The 19,195-nt window shown below is 59.8% G+C and carries 16 protein-coding genes; 12 read left to right on the top strand and 4 right to left on the bottom strand.

Annotated features, from left to right (window positions below):
* The first annotated feature begins 17 nt into the window (after window positions 1-17).
* On the top strand, window positions 18-1,376 hold the full coding sequence (locus tag JMV15_RS20815) for a DUF1329 domain-containing protein (protein ID WP_201491892.1): 1,359 nt from the start codon (window positions 18-20) through the stop codon (window positions 1,374-1,376).
* 230 nt (window positions 1,377-1,606) lie between these two features.
* On the top strand, window positions 1,607-4,102 hold the full coding sequence (locus JMV15_RS20810; protein WP_019817481.1) for a helix-turn-helix transcriptional regulator: 2,496 nt from the start codon (window positions 1,607-1,609) through the stop codon (window positions 4,100-4,102).
* Here JMV15_RS20810 and JMV15_RS20805 read toward each other — a convergent pair.
* A complete protein-coding gene (locus JMV15_RS20805; RefSeq protein ID WP_014719869.1) occupies window positions 4,099-4,974 on the bottom strand; it encodes a helix-turn-helix domain-containing protein in 876 nt (291 codons plus the stop codon). The two genes, JMV15_RS20810 and JMV15_RS20805, sit on opposite strands and share 4 nt — an antisense overlap.
* Window positions 4,975-5,110: 136 nt before the next feature.
* Between JMV15_RS20805 and JMV15_RS20800 the strand changes: the two genes are divergently transcribed.
* The gene (locus tag JMV15_RS20800; RefSeq protein WP_014719868.1) at window positions 5,111-6,013 is read left to right on the top strand and encodes a DMT family transporter; all 903 of its coding nucleotides are present in this window, start codon (window positions 5,111-5,113) and stop codon (window positions 6,011-6,013) included.
* Between the two features lie 156 nt (window positions 6,014-6,169).
* Here the strand turns inward: JMV15_RS20800 and norR are convergent, their stop codons facing one another.
* Window positions 6,170-7,717 carry a nitric oxide reductase transcriptional regulator NorR gene (gene norR / locus JMV15_RS20795; RefSeq protein WP_019817482.1) on the bottom strand — a complete coding sequence of 516 codons (1,548 nt, stop codon included), beginning with the start codon at window positions 7,715-7,717 and terminating at the stop codon, window positions 6,170-6,172.
* Window positions 7,718-7,864: 147 nt separating this feature from the next.
* On the opposite strand from norR, the gene hmpA reads away from it, so the two are divergent.
* From hmpA to queC, 8 genes are all read left to right on the top strand, one after another.
* The gene (gene hmpA / locus JMV15_RS20790; RefSeq protein WP_014719866.1) at window positions 7,865-9,046 is read left to right on the top strand and encodes an NO-inducible flavohemoprotein; all 1,182 of its coding nucleotides are present in this window, start codon (window positions 7,865-7,867) and stop codon (window positions 9,044-9,046) included.
* 222 nt (window positions 9,047-9,268) lie between these two features.
* Entirely contained in the window at window positions 9,269-9,775 is a 507-nt protein-coding gene (locus JMV15_RS20785) for a disulfide bond formation protein B (RefSeq protein ID WP_014719865.1), read from the top strand.
* A gap of 794 nt (window positions 9,776-10,569) precedes the next feature.
* On the top strand, window positions 10,570-11,511 hold the full coding sequence (cyoA, locus tag JMV15_RS20780) for a ubiquinol oxidase subunit II (RefSeq protein ID WP_003194054.1): 942 nt from the start codon (window positions 10,570-10,572) through the stop codon (window positions 11,509-11,511).
* 3 nt (window positions 11,512-11,514) lie between these two features.
* A complete protein-coding gene (gene cyoB, locus JMV15_RS20775) occupies window positions 11,515-13,533 on the top strand; it encodes a cytochrome o ubiquinol oxidase subunit I (RefSeq protein WP_003194053.1) in 2,019 nt (672 codons plus the stop codon).
* 3 nt (window positions 13,534-13,536) lie between these two features.
* Window positions 13,537-14,163 carry a cytochrome o ubiquinol oxidase subunit III gene (locus tag JMV15_RS20770; protein ID WP_003194052.1) on the top strand — a complete coding sequence of 209 codons (627 nt, stop codon included), beginning with the start codon at window positions 13,537-13,539 and terminating at the stop codon, window positions 14,161-14,163.
* A complete protein-coding gene (gene cyoD, locus JMV15_RS20765; RefSeq protein WP_003194051.1) occupies window positions 14,163-14,498 on the top strand; it encodes a cytochrome o ubiquinol oxidase subunit IV in 336 nt (111 codons plus the stop codon). The genes JMV15_RS20770 and cyoD overlap by 1 nt, the downstream gene beginning before the upstream one ends.
* 11 nt (window positions 14,499-14,509) lie before the next feature.
* Complete coding sequence (gene cyoE / locus JMV15_RS20760) at window positions 14,510-15,397, top strand: heme o synthase (protein ID WP_019817484.1); 888 nt, start codon at window positions 14,510-14,512, stop codon at window positions 15,395-15,397.
* A 153-nt stretch (window positions 15,398-15,550) separates the two neighbouring features.
* Window positions 15,551-16,249 carry a 7-cyano-7-deazaguanine synthase QueC gene (gene queC / locus JMV15_RS20755; RefSeq protein WP_014719863.1) on the top strand — a complete coding sequence of 233 codons (699 nt, stop codon included), beginning with the start codon at window positions 15,551-15,553 and terminating at the stop codon, window positions 16,247-16,249.
* Between the two features lie 107 nt (window positions 16,250-16,356).
* On the opposite strand, the gene JMV15_RS20750 is transcribed toward queC, so the two are convergent.
* Together JMV15_RS20750 and JMV15_RS20745 are read right to left on the bottom strand one after the other, a co-directional pair.
* A complete protein-coding gene (locus tag JMV15_RS20750) occupies window positions 16,357-17,220 on the bottom strand; it encodes a queuosine precursor transporter (RefSeq protein WP_014719862.1) in 864 nt (287 codons plus the stop codon).
* The gene (locus JMV15_RS20745; protein ID WP_003194047.1) at window positions 17,207-17,812 is read right to left on the bottom strand and encodes a helix-turn-helix transcriptional regulator; all 606 of its coding nucleotides are present in this window, start codon (window positions 17,810-17,812) and stop codon (window positions 17,207-17,209) included. Before JMV15_RS20745 ends, JMV15_RS20750 begins: the two co-directional genes overlap by 14 nt.
* Window positions 17,813-18,023: 211 nt before the next feature.
* On the opposite strand from JMV15_RS20745, the gene ptaA reads away from it, so the two are divergent.
* Window positions 18,024-19,109: a pyoverdine biosynthesis transaminase PtaA gene (gene ptaA, locus JMV15_RS20740; protein WP_014719861.1), complete on the top strand. Its 1,086-nt coding sequence runs from the start codon at window positions 18,024-18,026 to the stop codon at window positions 19,107-19,109.
* Window positions 19,110-19,195 lie beyond the last annotated feature (86 nt).

Genomic DNA, 19,195 nt, shown 5'->3' with positions numbered 1-19,195 from the left:
AAGAAGGACAAGACCCTATGCGTAAGATGATTGCAATGTTGGCCCTGAGCGTATTGGCCGCCAACGTAATGGCGGCGGTATCGCCCGAAGAAGCAGCCAAGCTCGGCACTTCCCTGACCCCGGTCGGCGCGGAAAAAGCCGGCAACGCCGATGGCTCGATTCCGGCCTGGACCGGCGGCATCCCCAAGAATGCAGGCGCGGTGGACAGCAAGGGGTTTCTCGCCGACCCCTTCGCCAGTGAAAAACCACTGTTCGTGATCACCGCTGCCACGGTGGACAAGTACAAGGACAAGCTCTCCGACGGCCAGGTAGCGATGTTCAAGCGCTATCCCGAGACCTACAAGATCCCGGTGTACCCCAGCCACCGTACGGTCAACTTGCCGGCGGACATTTACGAGTCGATCAAGCGCAGCGCCTTGAATGTGAAGGCGATCAACGATGGCAACGGCCTGGAGAACTTCACCGGCAACCGTTACTACGCGTTCCCTATCCCTAAAAATGGCGTCGAGGTGCTGTGGAATCACATCACCCGTTACCACGGCGGCAACCTGCGGCGCATCATCACTCAGGCCACGCCCCAGACCAATGGCAGCTACACGCCGATCCGTTTCGAAGAAGAAGTAGCGGTGCCGCAAGCCATTCCGGATATCGACCCGGCCAAGGCCGCCAACGTGCTCAGCTATTTCAAGCAATCGGTCACCGCCCCGGCGCGGCTGGCGGGCAACGTACTGCTGGTGCATGAAACCCTCGACCAGGTGGAGGAACCGCGCCTGGCCTGGATCTACAACGCCGGCCAGCGCCGGGTGCGGCGCGCGCCGCAGGTGTCCTACGACGGCCCAGGCACCGCCTCCGACGGCCTGCGCACCACCGACAACTTCGACATGTTCTCCGGCGCGCCCGACCGTTATGACTGGAAACTGGTGGGCAAGAAGGAGATGTACATTCCCTACAACAGCTACAAGCTCGATTCGCCAAGCCTCAAGTACGACGACATCATCAAGGCCGGGCATATCAACCAGGACCTGACCCGTTACGAGTTGCACCGCGTGTGGGAAGTGGTCGGCACCGTCAAGCCCAGCGAGCGGCACATCTATGCCAAACGCCATATGTTCATCGACGAAGACAGCTGGCAAGTCGCCCTGGTGGACCACTACGACGGCCGCGGCCAACTGTGGCGCGTTGCCGAAGGCCATGCGCAGTTCTACTACGACCACCAGGTGCCGGCCTACACCGTGGAAACCCTGTACGACCTGATTGCCGGACGCTACATCGCGCTGGGCATGAAGAACGAGGAGAAAAGCAGTTTCGTGTTCGGTTTCGCAGCCAAGGCGGCGGACTACACCCCGGCCGCACTGAGGTCGGCGGGCGTTCGCTGATTCCACACTGAAATGAGGTTGAAAATGTGGGAGCTGGCTTGCCTGCGATAGCGGTGGGCCAGGCCGCTCATCGATTGCTGTTGCACCGCCATCGCAGGCAAGCCAGCTCCCACACTGAAGGACGTATACCTTGGTTTTTATGGTCTTCAATCAACCCGCTGAATACTTCTTCAACAACCGCCAACCACAGGTCTAGGGTGACGCAACAATAAAAACAGCAGGATGCAGCAATGACCGCCATGACCCGCTGCCTGGACCGTTCTGGATTTATGCCACGGCTGTCCGCCCACCATGTGTTGCGTGCGCGGCTGACTGTGCCGCTGCTGACGGCGCAGGCGCGGGTAAGGTTGCTGTGCGCGCCGGGTGGCAGTGGCAAGAGCGCGTTGCTCGCCGAGTGTGCGTTGCAGGCGCCGAAGGGGTGTCAGGTGGTGTGGATGCCACTCAACGGTGCCGCGCTCAGCCCCTTGGAATTCTGCGCACGGCTGGCGCAGCAGCTTGGCTTGCCGTTTGTGGATGAAGCCACGTTATTGCTCGACTTGGGCCGTTGGCCACACACCACGTGGTTGTTTCTGGATGATTTCTGTCGCTCACCTGCGCCTGAGCTGGATGCGCTGCTGGACCGTTTGCTCGCCGCTGGCAGCCCGCAGTTGACCTGGTGGCTGGGCGCGCGACGGCGCCCGTTGTGCAATTGGCCACGCCTGTTGCTCGACGATGAGTTGCTGGAGTGCAGCGAGTTGTTTTTCAGCGCCGAGGAAGTCGAGCAACTGCTCGCCCCGGGGCATACCGTCGACAGCCTGATGCAGTTCAGCGCCGGTTGGTGCGCCGGTGTGCGTATCGCCTTGTTGGGCGACGGCCACCCCGACAAAACCCTGTTCGATTACCTGCAGCATGAGCTATTCAACACCTTGTCGGCGCCATTGGCTGAGGCCTGGCGGGTGTTGGCCCATCTGCCGCGTTTCAACCTGAACCTGTGTGAGTACTTGTTCGGTGGTGGTGACGGCGCTGAGCATTTGCGCGAATTGCAGGCACTGGGTGCGTTTATCCAGCCCTGGGAAGACACCAGCGACTGGCTCCACATTTTCCCACCGTTGGCGCGACTGCTGCGCGATGAGCCCTGGCCGGCCAAACGCTCCTGGCACCGACGCGCGTGCCAATGGTTCAGCGCCGAGGGTGACTGGCAGGCCGCGTTCGAGCAGGCGTTGCTGGCGCAGGAATATGAAGTGGCGGTGAGCCTGTTGCAGCACTTCAGTTTCGAGGATTTGTTTCGCCAGCAGAACGCCGTGCTGCTGTTGCGCCTGCATGAACAGCAGGGCGATGAATTGATGTTGGGGTCGGCGCAACTGGTGGGGCTGCTCACGGCCGCGTTGTTGTTTGCCGGGCGCTTCGAACAGGCGGCCTTGTGTATCGACCAACTGGCCCGGTTCGCCCCGCAACCGACGCCCGCCGCGCAGCGCTATCTGCTGGCGCGCTGGCAGGCGCAGTGGGGTTGGTTGCTGCATTTGAGCGGTGATGCCGAGCGTTCCCGCGAACACTTGCTCGAAGCGCTGCAAGCCTTGCCTGACAGCGCCTGGACCTCACGCCTGATGTGCCTGTCGGGCCTGACCCAGCAAGCCCTGCTGCGCGGTGAGTTGGATGTCGCCCAGAGCTTGAGCCGCGAAGCATTGTGCCTGGCACGTGCTCACGGTTCGCTGGTGCTCGAATCCCTGCTGGAATTGGACCACGCCCAGTTACTGGAGCAGCGCGGCGCGCCGTATCGGGCGCAGAGCCTGCTGGAAACGGTGCAGGCGATGCTGGCTCGCCAGCGGCTCAGGGCCGGGCCATTGGTGGGGCGCATCGTCCTGCGCCGTGGGCACCTGGCCTTGCGGCAAGGCCAGGACGCCCTGGCGTGCGAATGCTTTGAGACCGGCTTGACGCTGTGCCTGCAGAGCCAGGACAAGCGCGTGCTATATGGCTATCTCGGCCTGGCGCTGCTGGCGGCCAACCGTGGCGACTACGCCCAGGCGTTCATTCAATTGCGCGACGCCGAGCGCCTGATGCAGCAGCGCCATGTCCCGGAGACGGTGTATCGCGCGGTGTTGTTGTTGGTCAGCGGACACCTGTGGCTACAACAGGGCCGGGCTGAATTGACGGTACAAGCGGTGCGCCGGGTGTTGCGCCATTTCCGTGGGCCCAGTGCCAAGCAGGCACCGCCGGCGACCCTGGAACTGATCCCGCGTCTGGAGTATTTGCTGGTGCTGGCCGAGGTCAGGCTGGGCTGTGCCGAGCAACCTATCGCACGGCTCAATGCCTTGCTCGAAACCTCCCGGCAGCGCGGCATGCTGTGTCTGGAAACCGAACTGCACCTGGTGTTGGGTGAGGTGACCTGGCAACTCGGTGACCCGGCGTTGGCCCGTCGTGCATTGCAGGCCGGGCTGGCGCTGGCGGCTCGTTGCCAGGTACAGCAGGCGATTCGCGAACTGCGCTTGCGTGCACCCGGGCTATTGAGTGAGCTGGGCCTGGAGCCTCAGGTCACGCCTGCCGGTGCGACGCAAAACCCTCTGAGCCAGCGCGAACTCGAAGTGTTGCAGTTGATCGCCCTGGGCAACTCCAATCTGGAAATCGCCGACCGCCTGTATATCTCCTTGCACACCGTCAAGACCCATGCACGGCGCATCCACAGCAAACTCGGGGTGGAGCGCCGCACTCAGGCGGTGGCCAAGGCCAAGACGCTGGGCTTGATGGCCTAGGCGCGCAGTGCCTGGCGATATTCACCCGGGGTGGCGCCCATGGCTTGGCGAAAGCGTTGGTTGAAATGGCTGGCGCTGGAAAAACCGCACCTCAAGGCGACCTCACCCAAGGGCAACGAGCTGCTGCGCAGCAAAGTTTGCGCGCGTGCCAGGCGGCGTGCCAGCAGGTATTGATGGGGCGGCACGCCGAAGCTCTGACGGAACATCCGGGCGAAATGGTATTCCGACAGCGCGCACATCGACGCCAACTGGCCGAGGCTGATGGGATCTTCAACATGGTGGTCGATGTACTCCACCAAACGCCGCCGTTGGTGCGCCGCCAACCCGCCTTTGAGGCGCAGGCCGTCGCGCACGCCGACCTGGTTGAGCAGGGTGTGGCTGAGCAGTTCATGGGCCAGGCTGCTGGTCAGCAGGCGCTCGCCGGGTTCGAGCCAGTTGAGGCTAATCAACTGGTGAAAGCGTCGGGCCTGACGGGCGTCCTCAAGGAAGGTCGTCTCACGCAACTGCAACTCCCGCGGCTCGCGGTCCAGCAGGGTGACGCAGCCGAGGGCAAATTGCTCCGGGCTGAAATACACATGGGCCAGGCGTATCTCGCCATTGATCACCCACGCCGACTGGTGCTCGGCCGGCAGTATGCACAATTTGTCGGGGCCGCCCTTGGTGCCTGGCCGGTCACGGCGAAAGGTGCCCGTGCCGCCGCCGATATAACAGGACAAGGTGTGATGGCTGGGCGCCTGGTAGTCCTGGGCATCGTGGTGGTTGCTCCACACGGCCGCAGACAAACCGTCACCGAGCTCGGCGCAGGCTTCCAAGCGTGCGTGAGGCGAGCGGTTGAGGGATTGAAAGACGTGCAGCGATTCCAGCTCTGGCATGGTGTGTTCTCCGACGTCTTGCATCCTACTCCCGGCGGCGGGCGCTGTGAGCCCATCGCCCGACAAAAGCGCAAGAATGTGCAAGAACCTCAGGGTGGTTGAAGGCAACACTGTGGCTCAAACGACGGAGCCTGCTATGAACCTCTTCCTGTATTTACTCACGGTGCTGATTTGGGGCACCACCTGGATTGCGCTCAAGTGGCAGCTGGGCGTGGTGGCGATTCCCGTGTCGATTGTCTATCGCTTCGGCCTGGCGGCGCTGGTGCTGTTTGCGCTGTTGCTGCTCAGCCGCAAGTTGCAGGTGATGAACCGGCGCGGGCACCTGATCTGCCTGGCCCAAGGGCTGTGCCTGTTCTGCGTCAACTTCATGTGCTTTCTCACTGCCAGCCAGTGGATCCCCAGTGGCCTGGTGGCCGTGGTGTTCTCCACGGCGACCTTGTGGAACGCGCTCAATGCCCGAGTGTTTTTCGGCCAGCGGGTGGCGCGTAACGTGTTGATGGGCGGGGCGCTTGGGTTGCTGGGGCTGGGCTTTTTATTCTGGCCGGAGCTGGTTGGGCATACCGCTAGCCCGCAAACCCTGTTGGGCCTGGGCTTGGCCCTGCTGGGCACCCTGTGCTTCTCGGCGGGCAACCTGTTGTCCAGCCTGCAACAGAAGGCTGGGCTCAAGCCGTTGACCACCAATGCCTGGGGCATGGCCTATGGGGCGGCGATGCTGGCGACCTATTGTGCGGTGCGTGGCATTCCGTTCGAGATGGACTGGAGTGCGCGGTATATCGGTGCGCTGTGGTACCTGGTGATCCCGGGTTCGGTGATTGGTTTTACCGCTTACCTCACCCTGGTGGGCCGCATGGGCCCGGAGAAGGCGGCGTATTGCACGGTGCTGTTTCCGGTGGTGGCGCTGAATGTGTCGGCCGTGGCCGAGGGCTACCAGTGGACGGCGCCGGCGTTGATGGGGCTGGTGCTGGTGATGCTGGGGAATGTGCTGGTGTTTGGTAAACCCCGGTCCATCTTGGCGGGCCTCAAGGCTAGCCAAGCCTGAATGTGGGAGCTGGCTTGCCGATAGAAGCAGCACCTGCCACGAATCCCCTGTGGGAGCGGGCTTGCCCGCGAAGGCGGTGTGCCAGTCAATGTGTCTTTAACTGACCCACCGCTTTCGCAGGCAAGCCAGCTCCCACATTGGACTGAGGTGCCTGCTTTATTTGAGGCCTAGCCGCTTGGCCATGCGCCCCAGGTTGGCGCGGTCCAGGCCCAGTTCGCGGGCGGCGCTGGCCCAGTTGCGCTGATGGCGTTCCAGGCAGGCGCTGATGAGTTGGCGCTGGTAGTGCTCGGTGGCCTGGCGCAGGTCGCCGCTGACCATGGGCAGGGCTTGGGCCGGTGCTTGTTCGGCCACCGCCGTACTCACGTCGGGCAAGTCCAGGTCCAGGGCGCTCAGGCTGAGAATTTTCGGGCGCTCGCGGCAGTTGCCCAGGGCTTTCAACGCGCTGCGGCCGATCAAGTGCTCCAGCTCGCGCACATTGCCGGGCCAGTTGTAGGCCAGCAACGCCGCCTGGGCATCGCCGGTCAGGCGCAGGCTGCCCAGGCCCATGCGCGAACGGTTCTGTTCAAGGAAGAAGCCAGCCAACAGCAGCACATCACGCCCGCGTTCACGCAATGCCGACACTTGCAGCGGGTACACGCTCAGGCGGTGGTAAAAATCGGCACGGTAGCGGCCATTGCGCACTTCTTCGGCAAGGTCGCGGTTGGTGGCGGCAATCAGGCGCACGTCCACCTGGTGTTCCTTGTCCGAACCCAGGCGCTGCAACTGGCCGCTTTGCAGCACGCGCAGCAGCTTGGCCTGTACGCTCAATGACAGTTCACCGACTTCGTCCAGGAACAACGTGCCGCCGTTGGCCAGTTCAAACTTGCCTCGGCGCTCATTCAGCGCTCCGGTGAAAGCGCCGCGTACATGGCCGAACAGCTCGCTTTCTACCAGGGTTTCCGGCAGTGCGGCGCAATTGAGGCTGATCATCGGCTTGTCGGCACGCGATGACGCGGCATGGATCGCCTGGGCCACCAGCTCCTTGCCGACCCCGGTTTCGCCGGTGATCAGCACGGTCAGGTCGCTGCCGCCTACCAGCTTGATTTCCTCGACCAGCCGTTTATGCGCCTTGCTCTGGCCGATCATTTCCTTGTGCTGCTGGCCGCTGGCCTGGCGATAGATTTCGGCGCGCTGGTGCTCGTCTTCGGCCCGCAGCGCCAGGCGCTCAATGCGTTCAGCCACATTGACCGTGGCCGCGGCCAGGCTGGCGAAGGCCTGCAGCGCGTCCAGTTCGACCCGTTCAAAGCGCTCGTTGTCGAGAGCGTCAAGGGTCAGCAGGCCCCACGGCTGGTCGTCGATAAACAGCGGGCAGCCCATGCAGTCGTGGACTTCGAGGTGGCCGTGTAAACCGGCGACCAGGCCGTCATAGGGGTCGGGCAATTGGCTGTCGCTGTCGAAGCGGGTAGGGCCGGGGCTGCTCAGCAGTATTTCAAAGCGCGGGTGTTCGCTGATCTTGAAACGTCGGCCCAATGTGTCAGGGCTCAAGCCATCCACCGCCAGCGGCACCAGCCACTCGCCATTCAGCCGCAGCAGCGCGGCGGCATCGCAGGGCAACAGGGCGCGCATGGTTTGCAGTAGGCGGCGGTAGCGCTCGCCTTCGGGCAGTTCCCGGGACAGATCGGCGACCAGCGGCAGCAGGGCGGTGAGCAGCGGTTTTGCAGTCATAATGACTCCTTATAGTCGATATGACTATAAAGCGTAGGAGGTCATACTGACTACATAATGTTTAAGCTATTGAAAAACATGGGTTTATTAGTTGGCACGAATACTGACTACCTAAGGGTAATGAGTAAAAAGACCGAGGAGTCTCCCATGCTGAGTGCCCAAGACCGTGCCATCGTTAAATCCACTGTGCCCCTGCTGGAAAGCGGCGGTGAAGCACTGATCACCCATTTTTACCGCATGATGCTGTCCGAGTATCCCGAAGTCCGTCCGCTGTTCAACCAGGCCCACCAAGCCAGTGGTGACCAGCCTCGCGCCCTGGCCAATGGCGTGCTGATGTACGCGCGGCATATCGACCAGTTGGACCAACTGGGCGACCTGGTGGCCAAGATCATCAACAAGCACGTGGCCTTGCAGATTCTGCCGGAGCATTACCCCATCGTTGGGGCCTGCCTGCTGCGGGCTATTTCCGAAGTGCTGGGCAGCGAGATTGCCACCCCCGAGGTCATGAGTGCCTGGGGCGCGGCCTACGGCCAGTTGGCGGACATTCTGATCGGCGCCGAAGCGGCCATCTACGACGAAAAAGCCCAGGCGCCCGGCGGCTGGCGGGGTGCGCGGGCGTTCCTGCTGGTCAAGCGCGTGGAGGAGAGCGACGAGATCATCTCCTTCTACTTCGCCCCGGTGGACAACGGCCCGATCCTGGCCGCAGCCCCCGGCCAGTACATCGGCCTGAAACTGGTGCTCGATGGCGAAGAAGTGCGCCGCAACTATTCCCTGTCGGCCCTCACCGACACCGGGCTGTACCGCATCAGCGTCAAGCGCGAAGTGGGCGGGCGGGTCTCCAATTACCTGCACGACCAGATGCACGTCGGCGCGACCATTGACCTGTTCCCGCCGTCGGGTGAGTTCACCCTGGCCGCCAGTGATAAACCGCTGGTGTTGATCAGCGGCGGGGTAGGCATTACGCCCACACTGCCGATGCTCGAAGCCGCCCTGGCAACCGAACGCCCGGTGCACTTCATCCATTGCGCCCGTAACGGCGGGGTGCATGCGTTCCGTGATTGGGTGGACACGCTGGCGGCCCAGCATCCGCAGCTCAAGCGTTTCTACTGCTATGCCGAGGATGACGGTATCAGCCCGGCGGCAGACCAGGTCGGGATGCTCAACCAGGAGCAACTGGCAGCCTGGTTGCCTGAGCAGCGTGATATTGATGCCTACTTCTTGGGCCCCAAGGGTTTCATGGCGGCGGTCAAGCGCCATCTCAAGGCGCTGGGTGTGCCGGAGAAGCAGGCGCGCTATGAGTTCTTTGGCCCGGCGGCGGCGTTGGAATAGAATTTGGCCAATTGACCGTATCGGCATCATCGCGGGCAAGCCCGGCTCCCACAGAGGATTGCATTCCAATGTGGGAGCCGGGCTTGCCCGCGATGGCGTCCGCACGATCATTACATTTGCCACGATTAATCCGCTGTTAACCCCCCTCTGTTTTAACCACTGCCTGTGTGTAAACTCGTTGCCATCAGGCACAACCATAATCAGAGAAAGGGAAAGACGGGGATGATTGACGACATGCGTTTAGGCAGGGAGCGGCGCTTTCTGGTGTTGCTGGGCATCATCTGCCTGGCGCTGATTGGCGGGGCGCTGTACATGCAAGTGGTGCTGGGCGAAGCGCCGTGCCCGCTGTGCATTCTGCAGCGCTACGCCTTGCTGCTGATTGCGCTCTTTGCGTTCATCGGCGCCGCCATGCGCACCAAGGGCGCGCTGACGTTCTTTGAAGGGTGGGTGGTGCTCAGCGCCTTGGGTGGCGTGGCTGCGGCCGGCCACCATGTGTACACCCAGTTTTTCCCCCAGGTCAGCTGCGGCATCGATGTGTTGCAGCCGATCGTCGACGACCTGCCCCTGGCCAAGGTGTTTCCCCTGGGCTTCCAGGTCGACGGCTTTTGCAGCACTCCCTACCCGCCGATCCTCGGCCTGTCCCTGGCCCAATGGGCACTGGTGGCATTCGTGCTGACGGCGATCCTGGTGCCCCTGTGCATCTATCGCAACCGTCACCCCAAAGCCTGAGTCACTGCGGTTGCCAAACGCTCCGTTCCTTCTGAATGAAGGCCGGAGCGTTTTTGTTTGTAGGGATTTGTGAAAGCACCGTGACGAGGGGCAACGGAAGGTGCGCGCAGCGTGCGACATGTTGTCACACGGACGCTGTCGCAGGGCGTTTCTGACCCGCCAAATCGGCCCTTTAATTTGCACCCGGCGCACAAATTGTGCTGTCAGTTCGTGGTTCGTGCAGTGGCCCGATTTGTGTGCGGCTCCAACCCCTGCTGCCTCTATGAATGCCTTGTTTTATGGGGACTTGGACGGCATCCGCATGCCCTTACAAGCCGTAAGGGAAGTGGCACTGTGCCCAATAACACGGCAATTTTTGTGGTTTTTGTTGAGAATCGAACACGATAAGATCGCGAATCTTTGCAACTTTGGTGAAGGATTGTTGCTGGAATCGATAAAAATTATTTCTTTATAAGACATGGTTTATACATCGCTAGCTAACTACAATCGCCCGCACTGAATGTCCGGTGCTGTTCAATATTTGAGCATTGGAGCGGTCGAGGAGCAGATGGAAGGCTCAATGCGACCCCAGGTTCCGGCAGCCTTTCAACTATCCGCACCAAATGGAATTGGTCTGTAACAAGGCCTTTAGCCACGAAATCGAATAAGAACTCACTGCAGGTCCGTGAAACGTACAGTCATGACGTGTCGGGCAGGCTCTTATTCAATCGAAGAGAAATGCCAACCCTTGGCAGGGTGAAGTGTTGGCGATCAAAACCCAACTGCATTGCGCAAGCTGCTTTAGAGGTCGTGAGATGAGTAAAAACAGGTACCCCCGATTACTAGGCTTTTTGCCGCTGCTTGGCATGATGTTAATGCTGGGAGGCTGCAAGTGGACCTTGCTCGACCCAAAAGGACAGGTCGGTCTGGATGAACGAAACCTGATCATCACCGCTACCCTGCTGATGCTGCTGGTTGTGGTGCCTGTGATCGTGATGACCTTCGCCTTCGCCTGGAAATACCGCGCGTCCAACACCAGCGCTACCTACGCGCCGAAGTGGTCGCACTCCACCAAGATCGAGATCGCGGTGTGGCTGGTTCCGATCCTCATCATCATCGCCCTGGGTTACATCACCTATAAGTCGACCCACGCGCTGGACCCGTACCGTCCGCTGGAGTCCGACGTCAAGCCTGTGAACATCCAAGTGGTCGCGCTGGATTGGAAGTGGCTGTTCATCTACCCGGACCTGGGTATCGCCACTGTCAACGAGATCCGCTTCCCGGAGCACACCCCGCTTAACTTCCGGATCACCTCCGACGCCGTGATGAACTCGTTCTTCATCCCTGCACTGGGCGGCCAGATCTACGCGATGGCAGGCATGCAGACCCGCCTGCACCTGATCGCCAACCAGAAAGCTGAAATGGAAGGCATCTCCGCCAACTACAGCGGCGCTGGCTTCACCGGCATGAAATTCAAAGCGATCTCGACAAGCCAGGAAGATTTCGACGCCTGGGTAGCTGCAGTCAAGGCCGCACCTAAACAGCTTGATCAAGCTGAATACGACGCTCTGACCAAACCGAGCCAGAACAACCCTGTCGCCTTGTACTCCGCGTATGAGCCGGACCTGTTTCAGAAAATCGTCGACAAGTACGAAGGTATGAAGCCAGGCAAGCCGGTCAAGCACGAGAAGAAAGAAGTGGCCGTGGTTGAAGGTTCTGATACGGGCGCGCATTCAACTGCTGGGGCAGAGGAGTAAACGATGTTTGGTAAATTAAGTTGGGACGCGGTCCCATTCCACGAGCCGATCGTAATGGTGACTATCGCCATGATCGCGCTGGGTGGTTTGGCGCTGGTTGCGGGTATCACCTATTTCAAGAAGTGGTCCTACTTGTGGACCGAGTGGTTGACCTCGGTCGACCACAAGAAAATCGGCGTCATGTACGTCATCGTTGCCATGGTCATGCTGCTGCGTGGTTTTGCCGACGCCATCATGATGCGTACCCAGTTGGCCATGGCCACCGAGGGTTCGCCTGGCTACCTGCCACCTGAACACTATGACCAGATCTTCACCGCTCACGGTGTGATCATGATCATCTTCATGGCGATGCCATTCTTCACCGGCTTGATGAACCTTGCCTTGCCGCTGCAGATTGGTGCGCGTGACGTTGCCTACCCGTTCCTGAACTCCCTGAGCTTCTGGCTGCTGGTTTCCGGCGTGGTGCTGATCAACGTTTCCCTGGGCGTCGGCGAATTCGCCAAGACCGGCTGGGTTGCGTATCCGCCATTGTCGGGCTTGCAATACAGTCCGGGCGTGGGTGTGGACTACTACATCTGGGCGCTACAGTTATCAGGGCTCGGGACGACATTGACGGGGGTCAACTTCCTGGCCACCGTCCTGAAAATGCGCGCCCCTGGCATGAAACTGATGGACATGCCGATCTTCACCTGGACCTGCACCTGGGCAAACGTGCTGATCGTGGCTTCGTTCCCGATCCTGGCCGCTACCATGGCGCTGCTGTCGCTTGACCGTTACCTGGATTTCCACATTTTCACCAATGAACTTGGTGGCAATCCAATGATGTACGTGAACCTGTTCTGGGCATGGGGTCACCCTGAGGTGTACATCCTGATCCTGCCGGCGTTCGGTATCTTCTCCGAAGTGATCTCGACCTTTACCGGCAAGCGCCTGTTCGGTCACCACTCGATGGTCTACGCCTCGGGCGCAATCTCCGTACTGGGCTTCATGGTATGGCTGCACCACTTCTTCACCATGGGCTCGGGGGCCAGCGTCAACGCCTTCTTCGGCCTGGCGACGATGCTGATTTCCATCCCGACGGGGGTGAAGCTATTCAACTGGCTGTTCACCATCTACCACGGTCGTCTGCGCATGACCAGCCAGGTTCTGTGGACCCTGGGCTTCATGGTGACCTTCGCCATCGGCGGCATGACCGGCGTACTGCTGGCCATCCCGGGTGCTGACTTCGTGCTGCACAACAGCCTGTTCGTGATCGCTCACTTCCACAACGTGATCATCGGTGGTGCGGTATTCGGCTACATCGCTGGTTTCAGCTTCTACTTCCCGAAAGCGTTCGGCTTCAAGCTGCACGAAGGTTGGGGCAAGGCTGCGTTCTGGTTCTGGATCTCGGGCTTCTTCGTCGCGTTCATGCCGCTCTATGCACTGGGCTTCATGGGCATGACCCGTCGTCTGAACGCCACCACCAACCCTGAGTGGGTACCATACCTGTACGTTGCCATGTTCGGTGCGGTGATGATCGCTGTGGGTATCGCCTGCCAGCTGATCCAGCTGTACGTCAGCGTGCGTGATCGCAAGCAGAACATGTGCGAATCCGGCGACCCATGGAACGGCCACACCCTGGAATGGTCGACCTCGTCGCCACCACCGTTCTACAACTTCGCCGTGATCCCTACTGCGAACACCATTGATGCGTTCACCGAAGCCAAGGAAGACGGTACTGCGTACCAGAAGCCCAAGCACTACGAGCCGATCCACATGCCAAACAACACCGCCACTGGCGTGGTGATGGGTGCGCTGTTGACCGTGTTCGGTTTCGCGATGATCTGGCACATCTGGTGGCTGGCAATCGCGAGCCTGGTGGGCACTATCGGTTACTTCATCATTCACGCTGCCCGTGATGATCAAGGCTACATGGTGCCGGTCGAAACGATCGAACGCATCGAAGCCGAGCAGCACGCTCGCCTGGTAGCCGAGAAGAAGATCCCGGCCAACCGTGTAGAAACCTCGTTGGAACAGGCTTAAACCATGTCGAACTTAGTGACCAATGCTGGACACGCCCATGTCGATGACCATGGGCACGATGACCACCACCACGACTCGGGGCCAATAACCGTCTACGGTTTCTGGCTCTACCTGATGACCGACTGCATCTTGTTTGCGTCGATCTTCGCGGTGTACGCGGTACTGGTAAACAACGTAGCGGGTGGCCCGTCGGGCCACGACATCTTCGAACTGCCTTACGTGCTCGGCGAAACCGCCTTGCTGTTGTTCAGTTCGATCACCTACGGCTTCGCCATGTTGGCCTTCTACAAGGGCAACAAGAAGGGCGTACTGAGCTGGCTGGGCCTGACCTTCCTGTTCGGCCTGGGCTTCATCGGCATGGAGATCAACGAGTTCCACCTGCTGATCTCCGAAGGCTACGGCCCGCACCGTTCCGGTTTCCTGTCGGCGTTCTTCACGCTGGTCGGCACCCACGGTCTGCACGTATCCGCTGGCCTGCTGTGGATGGCAGTGATGATGTATCAGGTCAATAAGCACGGCCTGACCAACACCAACAAGACCCGCCTGAGCTGCCTGAGCCTGTTCTGGCACTTCCTGGACGTGGTCTGGATCTGCGTATTCACCGTCGTTTACTTGATGGGGACTCTGTAATGGCTAATGCACACTCCCATGACAGCCACGATTCAAGCCACGGCAGCGTAAAGTCTTACGCCATCGGCTTCATCCTGTCGGTCATCCTGACCCTGATCCCGTTCGGCCTGGTGATGTACCCAACCTTGCCGAAGTCGATCACCTTGATGATCGTCCTGGCGTTCGCGGTGATTCAGGTTCTGGTTCACCTGGTGTACTTCCTGCACCTGGACCGCTCCAAAGAGCAGCGCGAGAACGTGATCGCGTTTGTGTTCGCAGGCCTGGTGATCGTTCTGCTGGTTGGTCTGTCGCTGTGGATCATGTTCAGCATCCACACCTACATGATGGCGAAGTGAGGTAAGACCCGATGTCGCTTAAGCACTTTATCCAAATCACCAAACCGGGGATCATTTTCGGTAACGTGCTTTCTGTGGCGGGCGGTTTCTTCCTGGCCTCCAAGGGACATGTCGATCTGGCCATCTTCCTGGCAGCAATGATCGGTACGTCCCTGGTGGTTGCTTCCGGTTGCGTATTCAACAACTGCATCGACCGTGACATCGATATCAAGATGGAGCGCACCAAGAATCGCGTGCTGGTCCAGGGGCTTATTTCCCTGAAGCTGGCACTGATCTTTGCGACCGTCCTGGGTGTTGCCGGTGTGGCCCTGTTGTACAAGGTGGCCAACCCGTTGGCGGCGCTGTTTGCCGTGATTGGCTTTGTCATCTACGTCGGTCTCTACAGCCTGTACCTCAAGCGCAAGTCGGTTCACGGCACGCTGGTGGGCAGTCTGTCGGGGGCGATGCCGCCGGTGATTGGTTATGTGGCTGTGACCAATAGCTTCGACATGGCCGCGCTGGTGCTGCTGGTGATGTTCAGCCTGTGGCAGATGCCGCATTCCTACGCCATCGCGATTTTCCGCTTCAATGACTACCTGGCTGCGTCGATTCCGGTATTGCCGGTCAAGCGTGGCATCCAGGTGGCCAAGAAACACATCCTGCTCTACATCCTGGCCTTCCTCGTGGCGACCTTGATGTTGACCTTCAGTGGCTACGCCGGCATGAGCTACCTCGCCGTCGCCGCCGCGATGGGTATGTACTGGTTGTACATGGCCTGGACCGGCTACAAGGCGGTGGATGACACCGTCTGGGCGCGCAAGCTGTTCGTGTTCTCGATTTTCACCATCACCGCGCTCAGCGTGATGATGTCCCTGGATTTCCAAGTGCCGAAAGAGCTGTTGCTGACCTACGCCCACTGAGTGGTCTTGCGGTAAAAAAGCCCCGCCTTCGAAAGTCGCGCGGGGTTTTTTATTGAGCGCTGCGCTAAACCGGATACGCTGCGTTATCGTTGACGTTTTTGGCGAGCGAGCGCACTCCTACATCCCAATTCTACAAATGCAGGAAGCAATGCAATGAGTAAAAAAGCCGTGATGGTCTTCAGTGGCGGGCAGGATTCGACCACCTGTCTGATCCAGGCCCTGCCGCTGTATGACGAAGTGCACTGCATTACCTTTGATTACGGCCAGCGCCATGTGGCAGAAATCGAAGTGGCCCAGAAGCTGGCCAAGCAGTTGGGGGCCACTGTGCACAAAGTGATGGATGTGTCCCTGCTCAATGAGCTGGCGATCAGCAGCCTGACGCGCGACAACATCCCGGTACCGACCGTGAACAGCTCGGGTGAAAGCCTGCCGAGTACCTTTGTGCCGGGGCGCAACATCCTGTTCCTGACCCTGGCTGCGATCTACGCCTATCAAGTGAAGGCCGAGACCGTCATCACCGGTGTGTGCGAAACCGACTTCTCAGGCTACCCAGATTGCCGGGATGAGTTTGTCAAAGCACTCAACCAGGCCCTCAAACTGGGCATGGAATACGACGTGCGCCTCGACACCCCGTTGATGTGGCTGAACAAGGCCGAAACCTGGGCCCTGGCCGACTACCACGGGCAACTGGAGCTGGTGCGCGAGCAGACGCTGACTTGCTACAACGGCATCATCGGTACCGGCTGTGGCGAGTGTGACGCGTGCAACCTGCGCGCTCGGGGCTTGAATGACTACCTGCAGAACAAGACAACTGTCATGCAGAGCCTCAAGCACAAGTTGCAGCTGAAATAACCCTTGTAGGAGCGAGCTTGCTCGCGAAGAACGTCAACGATAACGCAGCGCATCGGGTTGAACGCGGCGCGCTCGGGTTCTTCGCGAGCAAGCTCGCTCTTACAGGATTATTGATAGCGCTTGAACAATGAACGTGCCCCGTAGGCAGGCAGGATGTTGAAGAACGCAAAGCCGACTTTGATCGCGATCTGTACATAGATCATGCTGAGTATGTCGCTGGTCTGCATCGCCCCGTAGAAGGCGATAAAGCAGAACAGGAAGCTGTCGATAATCACTGCAAAGAACGTACTGAGGAATATCCGCAGGTATAGGTACCTGGAGTTGGTCAGCTCCTTGATCTTGCACAGCAAATAGGAATTTATATTCTCCGACACCAGGAACGACACCGAAGAGGCCACCAGCACCGACGACACTTGCAGGATCACGTCGGTATAAGGCCCATCCAGCTTCCAGCCCGGTAGCCCCGGCAGGAACGTGGAGCCATACAGCAGGATGATGATCATCGCGTTGCTGGCAAACGCAAACAGAATGGCTCGCCTGGCCAGGCGCAAGCCAAAATTCTCGTTGAGCAAGTCCACGATCAAGAAGGTCAGCGGGTACAGGAACGTGCCCGGCGTGACGATGATGCCCAACGACTCCAGGTAAATCGGTTTGGTCGCGGCAATGCTGGTGAAGATATAGAAGGTGAACAGCAGCAAGTTCAGGATGATGTAGATCATCCAGGAGTTTTCATTGCGGTCGTTTATATCGTAGGCGGTCAGTGTCCCGCCTTGGGAGTAGAACTTTTTGTACAGGTTCTTGATTTCCATCTTGTTGAAGTTGTCCATCATTTCACTGCTGAGCACTTCACTCAGCTTGATCTTGAGGACCTTGCCCGTGGCGATCACCATGATCACCGCCAGGCGTTTGTCGTTTTCAAAGCCCAGTAACTTGTATTTGCTGTTTTCCACGGCGCCCTCAGACGTTGTCATTGAAGCGCTCCTCAAGGATGTCGCCGATGACACACAAACGCTCTGAGTTCCCGCAGGGTTCGAGGGTGATGAACAGCTTCTTGGTGGCGCGGTCGTACACCAGCTTTTCTTTATCGTCGCTCGACGAGCCTTTCTGCACGATCAGCAAGTCCCCCGGTTCATTGAGGCCCGGAATCCCGTGCTCCAGGCGCACGCCGATCAAGTTGCAGGCGCTGCCGAAGTAGTACGTCAGCGGATGAAGCGTGGCCAGTTCACCGATGCGCTTGCCCAGGTTCTGCATGAGCAGGCTTTCCTTGAGCACAGGCACTGCCGCCGGGTTCTTGTTACCCAGTGGGGAAACATTGCTCTCGATGACTTCCTTGGCCTCAAAACTGATGGTCTCGATTTCTTCGTAGGAGACGCCGAAGAAGTCCGAGATTTTGCGAATGGTCGACTGCTGTACGTTAACGACCTTGCCTTCCAGGATGTTGTAGATGGTGGTCCTGGTCAGGCCGGCGGCACTGCTTAACGAAAGCTGGGTTTCGCCACGACTCTTGATCAAGTACTTGATGTTGCTCTTCAAGTGCTCGGTTTTTTCCCGTCTGTGTATCAAGTGCTCACCACTTCCATTTAGTCATCAGTCCATGCCGGCAGAACCCGTTCTTGAAGGTTCGCGGCAGTGAAAGTGTTGCATGCGCCCGCTATAACAATAAAGTGCTGAGTGCAGGGATACGCCTTGGTGGTAAATCAGGCAACGGCTTTCTCGTCATAGTCTTCTATACGGCCTGCGCGAATCCCTCGCGCCTCTACAAGGAGTAGTCACCATGGTGCGTGTCAGTCGTCGATCCCTTCTCGCGCTGGGCGCGGCCCTGCCTGTGATGGGGCAGCTCAAATGGGCCCTCGCCAGCCCAGCGCCGACAAAATCTGACCAGGTGCTGCTCAATTACAACGAAAGCCCCTACGGCCCTTCAGACGCGGCTCGCCAGGCAATGCAGCGCGCGATTGCAGCGTCCGGACGTTACCCTTACCCCGATATGTACGCATTGGCCGCGCTGTTCGCCCAACAACAGGGTATAGCCGAAGACAACGTCGGGGTGTTTGCCGGCTCGATGGCTGCCTTGCGTTACGCAGTGCTGGCGTTTGCCAGCCAGACCCGCGGCCTGGTGATGGCCACGCCGTCCTACGAAGTCCCGCGCCAGGCGGCCGAGTCGATCAAGGCGCCGGTGCATGAAGTGAACCTGGATGCCCAGCATGCCCATGATGTGCCCGCCATGCTCGCGGCTGACCCACAGGCCGGCATGTTGTACCTGTGTAACCCGAACAACCCGACCGGCACCCTGACCTCGACCGATGCCATCCGGCGGGCCCTGGCGCACAAACCCAAGGGCAGCGTGCTGGTGGTGGACGAGGCTTATATCGAATTCTGCGATACCCCCAGTTGCGTGAGTTGGGTCAACGACCACGACGACCTGCTGGTGCTGCGCACCTTCTCCAAGATCTACGGCATGGCCGGTGCGCGCCTGGGCCTGGCGATCGGCCACCCGGCGTTGCTGGAGCGGTTGGCGGTGTTTGGCGGCGACAACGTCCCGGCCGGCGCCAGCTTGCTGGCCGCCCGTGCCAGCCTGGAAGACGCGCAACTGGTGGGCCAACGCAAAGCGCTCAATGCCAGGTTGCGCGATGAAACAATCGCGTGGCTCAAGGGCCGGGGCTTTAGCTGCACCGTCTCCCACAGCAACTGCTTCATGATCGACGTGAAGCGGCCGGCAGAGCAGGTGATTGAGCAGTTGGCGGCGCAGAATGTGTTGGTTGGGCGGGTATGGAAGGACTGGCCGCATTGGGTGCGGGTGACGGTGGGCAACTCGCGGGAGATGGAGCGTTTTCGCGAGGCCTTTGCGACGCAGGTGGTCTGATCAGGCGGCGCTATAGCTGCTCACGGTCGGTTCGCCATCGGAAGCACTGGACAAGGCCGTCAGGCGTGTTTCATTCTTTCCCCTGT

This window comes from Pseudomonas paracarnis, assembly GCF_904063055.1.
Lineage (GTDB): Bacteria > Pseudomonadota > Gammaproteobacteria > Pseudomonadales > Pseudomonadaceae > Aquipseudomonas > Aquipseudomonas paracarnis.
The sequence above is the reverse complement of the archived record's forward strand: the minus strand, read 5'-3'. Positions and strand labels throughout refer to the sequence as shown.